Origin of the sequence: Plantactinospora soyae (assembly GCF_014874095.1) — a bacterium.
In the GTDB taxonomy this organism is placed as follows: domain Bacteria; phylum Actinomycetota; class Actinomycetes; order Mycobacteriales; family Micromonosporaceae; genus Plantactinospora; species Plantactinospora soyae.
In genome coordinates this window covers 5,687,016-5,700,487 of the sequence record NZ_JADBEB010000001.1, presented here as the reverse complement: position 1 = coordinate 5,700,487, position 13,472 = coordinate 5,687,016, and the positions used below count along the sequence as shown (strand labels likewise).

The 13,472-nt window shown below is 69.6% G+C and carries 6 protein-coding genes; all 6 read right to left on the bottom strand.

Going from position 1 to position 13,472, the window contains the following annotated elements; genetic code table 11:
* Positions 1-18 precede the first annotated feature (18 nt).
* On the bottom strand, positions 19-3,108 hold the full coding sequence (locus H4W31_RS24960; protein WP_318783389.1) for a family 43 glycosylhydrolase: 3,090 nt from the start codon (positions 3,106-3,108) through the stop codon (positions 19-21).
* Positions 3,109-3,315: 207 nt separating this feature from the next.
* Positions 3,316-8,055 carry an Ig-like domain-containing protein gene (locus tag H4W31_RS24955; RefSeq protein WP_225945666.1) on the bottom strand — a complete coding sequence of 1,580 codons (4,740 nt, stop codon included), beginning with the start codon at positions 8,053-8,055 and terminating at the stop codon, positions 3,316-3,318.
* A gap of 151 nt (positions 8,056-8,206) precedes the next feature.
* On the bottom strand, positions 8,207-10,132 hold the full coding sequence (locus H4W31_RS24950; RefSeq protein WP_225945665.1) for a glycoside hydrolase family 127 protein: 1,926 nt from the start codon (positions 10,130-10,132) through the stop codon (positions 8,207-8,209).
* Positions 10,129-11,046 carry a carbohydrate ABC transporter permease gene (locus H4W31_RS24945; protein ID WP_192768869.1) on the bottom strand — a complete coding sequence of 306 codons (918 nt, stop codon included), beginning with the start codon at positions 11,044-11,046 and terminating at the stop codon, positions 10,129-10,131. Before H4W31_RS24945 ends, H4W31_RS24950 begins: the two co-directional genes overlap by 4 nt.
* 3 nt (positions 11,047-11,049) lie before the next feature.
* Positions 11,050-11,967, bottom strand: coding sequence for a carbohydrate ABC transporter permease (locus H4W31_RS24940; protein ID WP_192768868.1), 918 nt, complete (start codon positions 11,965-11,967; stop codon positions 11,050-11,052).
* A gap of 117 nt (positions 11,968-12,084) precedes the next feature.
* Entirely contained in the window at positions 12,085-13,386 is a 1,302-nt protein-coding gene (locus H4W31_RS24935) for an ABC transporter substrate-binding protein (RefSeq protein WP_192768867.1), read from the bottom strand.
* Between the last annotated feature and the right edge of the window lie 86 nt (positions 13,387-13,472).

Sequence of the window (13,472 nt, the reverse complement as noted above, 5' to 3'; positions counted from 1 at the left end):
GGGTGGAGTTGGTGCGACTCAGTTGGTGCAGGCGATGCCGGCGTGTTCGGCGGAGTGGACAGTGGTGACCTCCATACCGTCCACGGTCCCGGTGGCGCGGACGGTGACCGAGCCCGCCCGGGCCGAGGCCGTCCGGGTGGCGAACGACTGGTAGGCGTTGGCGCCCACCGCGACGGTCGCGAAGGAACGCTCGCCGTACGCGGTCTCCAGGGCGATCCGTACCGGCGCGTCGTGGTCGTTGCGGGCCTGCACGGCGACGTACGCCCTGCCGGCGACGCACCGGGGCTGGACGGTGACGGTGACGGGTACCTCGGCCGGCTCGGCGCCCGGGTCGTCGGCGGTGACCCGCCACTCCGTGACCGCGACCGCGGAGTAGGTGCTGCCGTTGCCGTTGGCCCGGATCGTGGCCCGGACCCGGGGCGTGGTGACCGGGTCGAAGGTGACCGTGTTGAACGCGGTGGTGCTGGTGCCGTAGGCGGACGCGCCGGAAACGTCGCGCCAGGCCGAGGTGGCCTCGTCCCAGTACTGCAGCACCCATCCGTCGGGTGCGGCGACGCCGTCGCCGGTGCCGGGCTCGGAGTCCCGCCAGAACTTCAGCTCGGTACCGGTGATCCGCACCGGGCGGGCCCAGTCGTACTGGATCCACTGGGTCGCCGGGCGGGTGCCGGACCAGGTGCCCCAGAGTTGCGCCTGGGACGGGTTCTGCGGGTCGGCGCCGTCGTTCAGCGCGGTGACGCTGTTCCAGCCCGCCGTGTAGGCGGCGGTCGGGGTCGCGACCGGCCCGATGTTGCCGGTGAGTGGTCCGGACAGGTCCGCCGGGATGGTGACGTTCCTGGCGGTCTCCGGGTTTCCCGCCACGTCGAGCGCCCGGAACGAGACGGTGTGCCGGTTGCCGTCGGGCGCCGCGACCGGGCCGGTGTAGGCGGTCCACGGTCCGGTGTCGATGGAGTACTCGACCCGGGCGACCCCGGAGGTGGCGTCGCTCGCGGTCACGGTGACCTTCCGGGTGGCGCTGTCCACGGTGGCCGTGCTGGCCGGCGCCGTGGCGTCGATGCGTACGGCGAGGGTCGCCGGCGTGGAGACGTTGCCGGCGCGGTCGGTCGCGGTCGCCGTGACGCTGTGCTGGCCGTCCCCGGCGACCGTAACGTCGACGTACCGCACGTCGCTGACGACGGTCGGCTGCCCGTCGTCGACCCGCGACTCGATGGTCATCCGGCCGCCCCGGTCGTCGACACCGGCGGCCCGCACCCCCACCGCGGACCGGAACCAGCCGGCGGTGCCGGCGCTGCCGCTCGGCGTGAGCGTCAGGGTCGGCCGGGTTTCGTCACCCTCGGTGTCGCCCGGCGAGATGACGGTGACCTGTGCGGTGACCCGGCCGGCGGCATAGCCGAGCACGCTGCCCGCGATGCTGAACGTGCCGGGCCGCGCGACCTGTTCCGGCGTCACCGGATCCCAGAAGACCGGCACCCGCAGCGTTTCGCCGTCGAACGACACCCCGACGGTGCCGGGCAGTTCCGTCTCCCCCACCTCGACCGTCATCGGCGGTGCGGCGACGGACTGCGGCGGGGCGGCGAGGACCTTCCACTCCTCGACCGCCACCGCGGAGTAGGTGCTGCCGCCCGTCGACGCGTCGAAGGTCGCCCGGACCTGTGTGGTGGTCACCGCGTCGAACGTGGTGTTCTGCGGGCCCTGCGTGCCGGTCGGATAGCCGCTCGGGTTCGGTACGTCGAGCCACCGTCCGCCCGCGAGGTCCCAGTACTGGATGCGCCAGCGGGCCGGTGCGGCGACGCCGACGCCGGTGCCCTGCGGCTGGTCGTTCCAGAAGTCGATCTGCGAACCGGAGATCCGCATCGGCTGGTCCCAGGTGTACTGCACCCACTGCTGGGGCGGGTTGTTGCCGGTCCAGGTCCCCCACATGTCCGGCGGCAGCGGGTTCGACCGGACGATCTCGTCGTTGAGCGCCTTCACCCAGTACTGGGTGGGCACGGGCTGGTTGGAGACGGTGACCTTCGCCTCCTGGGCGATGTTGGCCCGGGGGGTGAGGTCGCGTCCTCGGACCGGGGTCGGCGTGACGGGCTTCATCCGGGGTGGGGTCTGCGTGTCGTCCCACTCGAGCCGGTCGATCGCCACCGACCGGCGGAAGTGGCCGCCGCCGACGGCGTCGGCGGTGTGGTAGGCGAGATACCACTGGCCGTCGAACTCCAGGATGCCCGGATGGCTCGTCGTCGAGGAGACCGGCCGGAGAACGGTTCCCCGGTAGGTCCACGGTCCCTCGGGCGACGACGCGGTCGCGTACGCGATGCAGGCGTGGTAGTTCGCCGGGGTGCAGGCCGAGGACGGGCCGGCGTTGTTCCCGGCGTACGCGAAGTAGTAGGTGCCGTTGCGCTTGAAGGCCCACGGCGCCTCGAAGAACCCGGTCAGGCCGGTGACGGTGCGCGGGGTGCCGATCGGGGTCTTCATGTCCTGCTGGAACTCGAGCATCCGGAGCTGGCTGAAGGAACCCCACCAGACGTACACCCGTTGGTTCGGTGCCTCGCCGTCGATCAGGATCGTCGGGTCGATGTTGTGGATGGTGTTGGCCGTCGGCACCCGCTGGGAGATGATCGGCCCGCCCGCGTGGTCGGTCCACGGCCCGGTCGGGCTCGCCGAGACGGCCACGCCGATCGCGAACTTGTCGGACGCCGGGCTGTCCCGCTCGTGGATCGGGACGTACCAGTAGTAGCGCCCGTCAACGCCCCGGATCACCTGGCCGGCGTACGCACGGCCCGGCGTCGCCCAGGCGAAGACCTGTTCCGGCCGCATCAGCGACGGATGGTGGGTCCACTGGCCGGCGTCGACGTCCGTGGTCCGGAACGCGCCCCACTCGTTCATGATGAAGTCGTTGGTGGACGGCCCGGCCTCGTCGTGGCCGGTGTAGATGTACAACTCGTCGCGGTCGCCGGGGTTGCCGGGGGCGCCGGCCGGGACCACCAGCGGCGCCGGATCGGCCGAGTAGTAGCTGCCGTCGCCGAGGATCGGGTTCCGGGTGTTGGTGAAGGTGTACGAGTCGGCGGCGGCGGCCGGCTGGGCGACCCCGACCAGGCCGCCGGCGAGGAGCCCGGCGACCACCGCTGCTGCTGTCGCGCGGAGCCGGCCCAGGAAGACCGTCCTACCGGTACGGGCCTCTCGCGGCGGCCTCGGCCGGACCGGTCTTCCTAAGCGCCGAGGGCGTGGTGGAGCGGCGCCGCGCCCCACGGTGGTGTTCACGGTGTCGATCTCCTCAATCTTGGCGGGGGTGGTGGCGGCGCCGGGAACGGCGCCGCCACCGCTGAGGGACTAGCCGCAGTTGATCGCGCCGAACGGCGCCGCGACCTGCGCGGTCACCGGTTGACCGTTGACATCTCCGGTGACCTTCACCGTCGCGGTGCCGGCCGGCACCGTCTTCGCCCGGGTGTTGAACGCCTGGTAGGCGGCCTTCCCCGGCGCGACACCGGACACCGCGCGCGAGCCGTACGGCGTGACCAGCTCGATCGTGAGCGGTACGTCGTCGGCGTTGCGGACGTTGACCGAGACGTACGCGTTGGCGCCGGTGCACTGGGTGCGGGCCTGCACCTCGACGTCCCAGGCCGGTTCCTCCGGCGGGTCGCCCACCGTGAGGGTCAGCGTGGTCCGGGTGGTGCCGGCCTCGCTGACGTAGTCGGGCAGGATCAAATTACCGATGACGGTGTACCGACCGGGAGTGTTGACGAGATTCTCGTCGAAGTCCCAGTCGACGCCGATCGCCTGGTTGTCCCGGGATCCGTCGTTGTAGGAGACCTCCACCTTCCCCGGCAGGTACGGCTGCTCGCCCACCTCGACGGTCTGCTGGAACGACTCGGCGCCCTGGATCGAGATGCCGCCCTGGGACGTCTCGGGACGCACGTAGACCCGGGCCTCGGCGATCAGGCCGTAGGCGTCGTTCGTGCCGTAGACCACGAACGGCTCGACGTTGGTCTCGGCGACCATCGCCGGGGTGATCTCCTGCCAGGTGAAACCGATGCTGCCCCGGGCACCGCTGGAGTAGACCCCGTCGAGCGCACTCGGCAGGGTGGGCAGCTGGCCCACGGTGGTCCGGAGAAGCACCGGCGAACGCACCGAGTCGACGGTCTCGCCGTTGGCCCGCCACCGCAGCACACCGGTGCCCGCGCCGGCACCCTGGACGCCCCAGATCCTGATCCGCAACTGGCTGGCCGTGATCGGGGCGAATTCGAGGCGGTTGTAGGCGTTGGTGGCCAGGGCGTCGGCGTACGTCGATCCGCCGGTGAGGGTCACCGGAGTCCAGGTCGTGCCGTCGCTGGAGGACTCGACGGCGTACGTCGTGGCCGTGGGGCGGCGGGTGCCACCGTTGTCGTCGTACCAGTAGATGTCGGTCGAGGAGAGCCGGACCGGTGAGGTCCACCGGTAGGAGATCCACGCCTCCCGCTCGGTGCTGGTGCCGTTCTGTGGCTGGCCCCAGTTGCCCCAGCCGGTCCCGGCACCCGCGTTCGAGCTGGTCGGGGTGGTGGCCTCGTTGACCCGCTGGTGGTTCTCCCACGACGAGGTACCGCTGGTGGTGATCGCCGCCGACGAGCCGAACTCCGCGACGACGTCCCGCTTGGCGAGGGTCACCGCCACGGTCGCCTCCGACCGCTTCTCGCCGTCGCTGGCGAAGAACCGGAACACGTAGTCACCGGCAACCGTGCCGGTCACCCGGGTCGCCGATGCCTTCGGGTCGGCGAAGATGACGCCCGCGCCCTGCGGCGCGGAGACGGTCTCCCAGCCGAAGGTGAGTTCGCTGTCGTACGGGATGCCGTCGTCGGATGCCGTGCCGACCAGCCTGGTGGACAGGTTCCCGTCCGCCGAGCCGTCGCGGGTGGCGGTGACGACCGGCCCCTGGTTGGAGACCTCCGGTACGTCCCGGCCCGAGTCGAACACCTGGATCTCCGAGATCGCGGTGAAGAACGTCGGGTTGTTCGTGAACGCGATGCGCAGCTTGTTCGACGTCACCTTCTCGAAGAGCGCCTCGTTGAACTTCGCCGAGGGTACGGTCGGGTTCTTGAACTGGCCCGGCACCTCCTTCCAGCCGCCGTCGCCGTCGGGCACCTGGATCCACCAGCGAGCGGGTTCCCGGTAGCCACCGGCCTGCCGGTCGCTGACGAAGAACGCCTTGACGTTGTCGAACGACCTGGCCGACCCCAGATCGAGCTCGACATAGCCGTTCTTGTCCGTGCTGCCGTAGTTGCCCCAGTACGGCTCATTGGCGGTGACGCCGTCGGTCACGGCGGCCAGCGACACCGGCCGCTCGGTTTCCTTGATCGCCCCGGGAGTGTGGTTCATCGAGGTGCTGCTCCAGCCGGGCGTGTGGAACTGCCGCCACGGCGCCGGCCGCACGCCCTGCTGGGTGTACGACGAGCTGAGCTCGGCCCCCGCCGCCAGGTTCGGCGCGTTCTCGGTGAGGTCGATGCCGGCCGTCTTGAGGTAGTTGACGACCCGGTCGTCGGCGACCGGGGTGTCCACCGCGCTCGGGAAGTCGGTCCCGGTCGTGGCGGTGAAGGTGACGGCCACGCCCTCCTCGGCCTGCACCTGGTTGGTGTTCGGGTCGTAGGTGAGCTTGCCGAGCTTGTCGGTGCTGACCTTCTTCTCGCCGTTCAGGAACAGGCTGTAGCCGGCGCCCAGGCCGTACTTGCTGCCGTCGGGGTCCCAGACGACCGTGACGTCCTGCCCGTGGTAGCGCAGGTTGTTGACCATGAAGTGGTCGTAGCCGAACTTGATCGGCCACAACTCGATCTTGTCGTCGGAGCGCGGCTGGAGGCCGGCCATGTCCTCGACGAAGATGTAGCTCATGTTCCCGAGCATCACGTGGTTCGGGTTGTTCCGGTTGTAGGTCTTAGCGGTCGGGTTCCAGTTCGAGTAGTACTCGGCCTGGTTCGGCACCCGGACATCCGCGTTCGGGTAGATGCTCCAGGCCATCCAGTCCAGCAGGCGCTTGGCGTACTCCGGAGTGATGTACTTCTGCGCCGGGTCGTAGTGGCGCAGCGCCGACCGGACACCCCGGTACTGCACCGTAAAGTTGATGTTGGAGAAGTTGTTCGAGCCGCCGACCCCGTAGGCCGTCTTGTCGTACTGGTTGGCGGTGTAGAACGGGAAGATCGGGAAGTTGTCGCCGTAGGTGAGGAAGCGGAACCCGTCGACGTACTTCTGTGCCTGGTCGAACGGGATGAGGTTCTCGGCGTAGACGTCGTAGAGGTTCGACTCCTTGGCCGGGATCAGGTCGCGGGCCGATTCGGGCAGCGGGTTGGCCCTGCCGTTGGAGCTGGCCGCACTGGTGGCCCCGTGCGACGTACCGGCCAGGAACATCCGCATGTCCGGGCTCCACAGCCGGTCGAGGACCGCGGCGCGGACGCCGTCGGCGCCGGCCGCCAACTGGTCGACCTTGGCCTGGTCGGCGCCGGCGATCTGGTAGAGCTGCCGGGCCGCGTCCAACGCGCCCCAGACGTACGCCGACTCGGGACGTTCGATCGTCCGCGCCCCGGGTGCCCCGGCGTTGGTCTTCGGAAAACCGAAGGAAATCGCGTCGGAGTCGTTGCCCGGCATGTAGTTGGTGTCGTAGGCGATCAGCTTGTCGTCGTTGCCGTCGTAGTGCTCGAGCTGCCCGACGCCGTCGCCCTCGAAGTAGCCGGCGAACTTCCGGGCGATCTCCTTACCACCGCCGTGCACGTTGTATGCCTCGAGTCCGGCCGTGCCGAGGTACTGCGAGTAGTGGTTGTTCCAACTCGTGTGACCGGGGCTGTCGAGGAAGGCCGAGGAGCCGGAGAGCTCGCCGATGTTGAGGATCTGCCCGTACGGCAGGTACGGCGTACGCAGCCACTTGGTGTCCTGGAGATGCATCGGCTGGGTCAGCGCCACGGAGTTCTGGTAGAGGTTCACCCCCTCGATCGTCGTCGGGTACTGGTACACGTGACCCGGCGCGTTGGCGTCGAGGCTGTTGTACCGCTCGCCCCACCACCGGTAGACGATGGCCTTCTCCAGGGCGGGATCGGGGACGTCGATGTACGGGACGTCCTGCGCCCAGCGCCGGTTGAACTCGGTGATGCCGGTCCGGACCGCCTCGCCCGGCGCCTGGCCGGTGTACTGCTGGTAGCTCTGCACGGTCTCCGGCAGGGTGGCCGAGGAGACGGCACCGACGACGGAGAGCGACACCGTGCCGCCGGCCGGCACGGTGACCTCCCGGTCGAGGTTGCTGCCGCTGCGGGTGAAACCGGAGCCGGTGAGGCCGACCCTGATCGTGTTCCACGCCGTGTCGACGAGCCCGTTGTTGGAGCCGCTGGTGATGGTGCGGGTACCGGTGAGCTCGGCGGCGCCCTCGCCGGCCTGCGTCGCCAGCGGCGACGCGGCGCGGACGGTGAAGGTCGCCGCCTCCCCGCCCGGGTTGCGCAGGTCGACGGCGGTGACCGCGACGTTGTCGTAGGTGATGAACTTCGTCAGGTCGGCGGTGACACCGGTGCTGCCGATCGTGTACCGGCCCTTGGCGTGACTCGGTGCGTTGAACCGGTTCGCGCCGACCTCCGTGACCGTCTGGCCGGGCACCGTCACGGTGTAGAGGTTGCCGAGGTTGTTGGGCCCGCCGACGAAGGTGCTGCCGGCGAAGCCCATGACGGCGAAGTTGTTGTTGCTGGCGCCGCGCATGTACAGCGACCGGCCCCTGGTCATCAGCACCGCCGCGCCGAGGGTGCCGCGAACGCCCAGGACGCGGTCGAGGTAGTAGTCCGTGCCGCCGGCCGCGAGATCCTTGTCGAAAATGGACTGGTGCATGCTCGACGCGGTGAACGGCACGCCGGGCTTGAGCTGTTCGGCCACCTCCGCGACGTTGCCGTAGGCAGGATCCCCGATCTCCATGACGTGGCTCTGCCCGTCGGTGTAGACACCCACGTCGCCCTCGTTGCCCGGAAGGACCGGGCTGGCGGCGTGGGCGGGCGACGGCAGGCCGACCACCCCGCCCGCCACGAGGGCGGCGAGAGCCGCCCACGTGGACGCTCTCCTGACGCGTCTAATACTCATCTTGTTCCTCCTGGTGGCGGTGGGGGTGAAGGTCAGACTTCGGTCGGATGGCGCACTCGGGGCATGACGGGGTCGCGGCCGAGGCGGTGGTCTGCCTCGGTCACCTGGTTGGCGCCGCCCTCGCGGCCCGGGATGTCCGGCTTCCGGTGGCTCAGATCGTCGGGAGCCAGACCCGCATCGTGGATGGACCCCGGTTGGCCCAGGCGTGGTACGCGATCAACGGAACCTCGAGCAGGTCCCCCCGGGGCGTGGTCGTCGACGCCGCCTCGCCCCCGCCGTACGGCCAGTGGTGGTCGGCCGGGTCGAGGCGCCGGCAACACACCACCACCCGGCCACCGGCCAACATCGGCGGCTGGCTGGTGTCGACGAGGAGTTCGTCGACGTTCTCGCCCCCCGACAGGTCCACGGACTCCACCGCGAACACCAGCGGGCCCCGCTCCACGGCGACGCAGCCGCGGACCGCGTCGATGCGCGCGTCCGGGTGGGTGAACCGGGGCGCCATGGGCAGGCTCAGGACGACCTCGTCGCCGCGTCGCCACGTCCGTCGCTCGGTGACGTAACCGGCGCGCACCGGCCGGACCTCCCCGTCGACGGTCAGCGTCGCACCCCGGTCCGCCCAGCCCGGCACCCGCAGCGACAGCGTCCAGGGGCGGTCGTCGTCGCTGTCGATCCGGACCCGGATCTGCCCGTCGGCCGGGTAGCCGGTGGTGAGGGTCAGTCGGCGATCGGTGCCGTCCACCGGGCGGTGCGCGATCGTCCCGGGCACGTACTGGTGGATCTGGAGGCCCTCGTCGTCGGTGGTGGCGACGTAGGCCGCGAGGCTGGCCAGCGTGCGCGCCACGTTGGTCGGGCAGCACGACACCTCGTACCACGGCGCCCGCTGGGCGGCGGCGGCGCGGATGCTGGGTCGGTCGCCGTCCGGTACGGTGCCGAGTTCCCGGCGGTGCAGGGTGTTGGTGTAGAAGAACTGCCTTCCGTCGGCCCCGGGCGACGTCGACACCACGTTGAAGAGGGTCCGCTCGATGAGGTCGGCGTAGCCGGAGTCACCGGAGGCGAGCAGCAGCCGCCAGGCCAGCATCACTGATCCCACTCCGGCGCAGGTCTCGGAGTAGGCGCGATCGGGCGGCAGCCCCCAGTCCTCGCCGAACGCCTCGTCCTGGTGCCGGGAGCCCTGCCCGCCGGTGACGTACGTGCGTCGCGCCACCGTGTTCCGCCACTGGTCACGGACCGCTTTCATCAGGTCGGGGTCGTCCGTCTCGGCGGCGACGTCGACCGCCCCGGCGGCGAGGTAGTTCGCCCGTACCGCGTGCCCCCGCAGCACCGTCGCCTCACGTACCGGCGTCTCGTCCTGGAAGTACTCCCTCCCCCACTCCACGTCGCCCAGCCGGCCCGTGCCGCGCCGCTCGACGAAGAGCGCCCCCTGGTGCAGGTAGCGGTCGTCACCGGTGGCGCGGGCGAACTCCACGAGCGCGGTCTCGATCTCCGGATGGCCGCAGAGCCCGTCGATACCGTCCGGTCCGAAGGTCGCGCAGACGTTGTCGGCGGCCCGCCGGGCGATCGCCACCAGCCCGTCGTCCGCCTCCGGTCGGGTACGGGCGCGGGCGACGGCCGCCTGGAGGAGATGGCCGACGCAGTACAACTCGTGGCCCCACTGGAGATCGGACCAGCGCGGTGGCTGCCCGGAATGACCGAACTTGGTGTTGAGGTAGCCATCGGCGTCCTGGGCCCGGGCCACCCTGGTCACGACGGCACGAAACCGCGACTCCAGCTCCGGGTCACCGGTCCGGCCGATCTCCCACGCCATCGCCTCGAGATACTTGTACACCTCCGAGTCGGAGAACTCGCGCCCCCGGCGCTCGCGGGTCAGGTCGCCGGTGTCCACCAGGTCGAAGTTGCGAATCCAGCCCTCCCGCTCGAGCCAGTGCCCGATGTGCTCGAGAGTGGCCTCCGCGTTGACGGACTGACGTTCGGCCCAGAAGCCGCCGGTGATCCGTACCTCGTCCAGTCCGAGCGGCTGGAGCCGGCCTCGGCTCGGCAGGACGGGTGCCGCCGTGGGCGCGCTGGGTGCCATGGTCATCCCTTCAGTGCGCCGGACATGAAGCCGCGCACGTAGTGTCGTTGGAGCAGCAGGAACAGCACGATGCACGGCAGCGCGAGGACGACGACGCCCGCTTCGGTCGCGCCGTAGTCGACCACCCCCTGGACCTGGCCACGCAGGTTGGACACGGCCAGCGGCAGCGTCATGCGCTCGGAGTCGTTGATGAGGATCAGCGGCGCCATGAAGTCGTTCCACGCGGCGAGGAACGCGAACAGCCCCACGGTGATCAGACCCGGCTTGACCGCGGGGACGAGTACCCGCCACAGCGCGCTGAACGACGAGCAGCCGTCGACCATCGCCGCCTCGTCGAGTTCGCGCGGCACCGCCTCGAAGGAGATGCGCATCAGGAAGGTCGAGAACGGCAGCTGGAACATGGTGAGCACCAGGGCGACACCGACCAGCGAGTTCTGCAGACCCACCTCGTTGAGCAGGACATAGAGCGGGATGAGCAGCGTCGCGTACGGCACCATGAGGATGGCCAGGGTGAGCAGGAACAGCAGGTTCCTGCCGGGGAAGCGGAACCGCGCGAACGCGTAGCCACCGAGAAAGGAGATCAGCAGCGTGAGCGCGACCGTCAGGAGTGAGACGAAGGCCGAGTTGGCGAGGTACCGCCAGATGCCGGCCTGGTAGTCGGCGAGGGTGGCGTAGTTGCCGAACCCCCAACCGGTCACCTGGTTGGTGCCCGCCTGCGGGGAGACCGAGGCGACGGCGGTCCACACCAGTGGAAAGAGGAACACCACTGCCACCGCTCCGGTGAAGACCCAGTACGGCGTACGGAACGCGACACCGGCGATGGTGAGGCCGCGTTGCCTCCCCGGTCCGCTCGGCATCCTCGGTGGGCGCCGGGGCGACCCGGCGACAGCCGCACTGGTGGGGCTGGAGTCCACGGTCATGGATCAGTTCTCCTCGGACCGGAAGGCGCGCAGTTGCAGCGCGTTGATGAGGACCAGAGCCGCCAGCACGATGACCGAGAGCGCCGCGGCGACGCCGAGGTCGTTCTGGCCCTGGAACGCGATCATGTAGATGAGCTGCACCACGGTGATGGTGCTGTTGTCCGGGCCGCCCTTGGTGAGGATGTAGAACTGCTCGAAGGCGAGCAGGGATCCGGTCACGCAGAGCACGGTCGTCAGCGCCAGCGTCGGACGGAGCAGCGGCAGGGTGATGCTCCGGAAGGTCTGCCAGCGGGTCGCGCCGTCCGAGCGCGCCGCCTCGAACACGTCCGCCGGGATGCTCTGCAGCCCGACCAGCATGAGCACCATGTAGAAGCCGGCGTAGCGCCAGACGATGAGGAACACGGTCGAGAAGAGCGCCGCGTTCGGCGAGCCGAGGAAGGTGATGCCGAGGCTCTCCATCACCGGCGCGAACGGGCTCGCATAGGGCGAGTAGAGCACGTAGAACAGCAGGGACGCCGAGGCCAACCCGAGTGCGCTGGGAACCAGGAACGACGCCCGGAGCAGGTTGTTCCACCGGCTGGACTCCTGGACGAGCAGCGCCATCCCCAGGCCGAGGAGCAGCAGCAGCACGGTCGCGATCACCGTGTACTTGATCGTGAAGACCACCGAGTCGGTGAAGAAGCGGTGGTCGATCGCCTTGGTGAAGTTGTCCGGCGCGTTGGGTCCCTGGTCGCCGCTGAGAAGCGGCCATCTCGACAGCGACATCTTGATGACGAGTAGCAGGGGCACCAGGAACAGCGCCACCACGAACACCGCGGTCGGCGTGGCGTAGATCCAGCCGAGCAGGGCCTGGCGGCGGCTGGGACGGAAGCCGCCCCGCGTCGTCGCACTGGATGTGCGCGACGGTGCGTCGACATTCATGACAACTCCTCGTTCCATCGGCGATGGGCCGGACCGGTCACCCGTTCCGGTGCCGCGAGGCGGGCGCATGCCGGTCCGACGGGTCCGGCTGCCGGCATACGCCCGCGACGATCAGGGCTACTGCTTGAGTACGGCGGTGATCTCGCTGTTGTCCTTCTGGGTGTCGCCGCTGGCGTTGAGCACCTGGTTGCGCACGAGGGTCAGCCAGGGACTGTTCGGTGCGTTGAACGCCTGCTGGAAGTTCATCGCGACCGGGGTGTCACCCTTGCCGGCCACCTCGTTGATGGTGACCAGGCGCGGGTCCGCGGTGGCGTACTTGTTCTTCGCCAGGTCGGAGCGGGACACCACGTCCTTGTTCTTCGCCAGCACCTCCACCTGGGCCTCCTCGGACATCATCCAGCTGAGGAAGTTCCAGGCCTGGGTGGCCTTCTTCGAGTCCTTCGACACGCCGATGCCGTCGCCGCCGACGAAGGTCGACGCACCACCGTCGGGGCCGGGGATACCGGCGACGCCGGCATCGAACGGCGTGGAAGAGAGCAGCGTCGCGGGGTAGAGCATCAGGCCGACCTTGCCCTCGGTGAACGCCGCCGTCCAGGTCGGTCCCGTCTCTCCGGACGAGGCCGGCAGGACGGCACCCGACCGCCACAGGTCGGCCCAGATGTCGTACACCTTCTTGGCGGTGTCGTCGGCCAGCTTGGACTCCCTGCCATCCTCACTGAGCACCTCGTTGCCGGCGGCCCAGATGGAGGGGAACCACGTGAAGACCAGGCAACCGCCGCAGTTCAGACCGGCCGCCGTGCCGTAGACGCCGTCCTTCTTCATCGCCTGGACCGCCTTGGCCGCCGCGGCGTACTCCACCATGCTCGCGGGCGCCTTCTCCGGGTCCAGCCCGGCATCCTTGAACAGCTGCTTGTTCCAGAACAGCATCGACAGGTCGAGTACGAACGGCAGCACGTGCTTCCTGCCGTCCTGCGTACCGGCCGCGAGGTGGCCCTTGTTGACGGAGTCCTTGAAGCTGAGTCCGTCGATGTTCGAGCTGAGATCCTGGAACAGTCCCTGGTTGACCCAGTTCGGCACGTAGACGATGTCCGCGGCGAAGAGGTCCGGCAGGCTGTCGGAGCCCGCCGCCGCGCCCACCTTCGCGACGTAGTCGTCGTTGGGGACGACGGTCAGCTTGACCTTGTTCTTGTGGCCTGCGTTGTACGCCTCGACGAGAAGCTTCGCCTGCTTCTCCAGCGGGGCCCGGGTCCACAGCGTCAGCTCGCTGCCGTCGTCCACTCCGTTGGGGCCGGCCTGAGCCGCGCCGCCCTGGTCCCCCGGGCTGTCGTCACCGCAGGCCGCCACGCTGAGCACCAGCGTCACCGCAAGGACTCCGGCCAACGACCGCAGAGCGGTCCGTCGGCCCGATGTTCTTCTCATGATTCTCCTCGGGTCTGTCTGAGATAAGAGCCGTTCTCCCTGTTGTTGCAGTACGAGGTGCGACTACAGCCCGTGGTAGCCGTTGT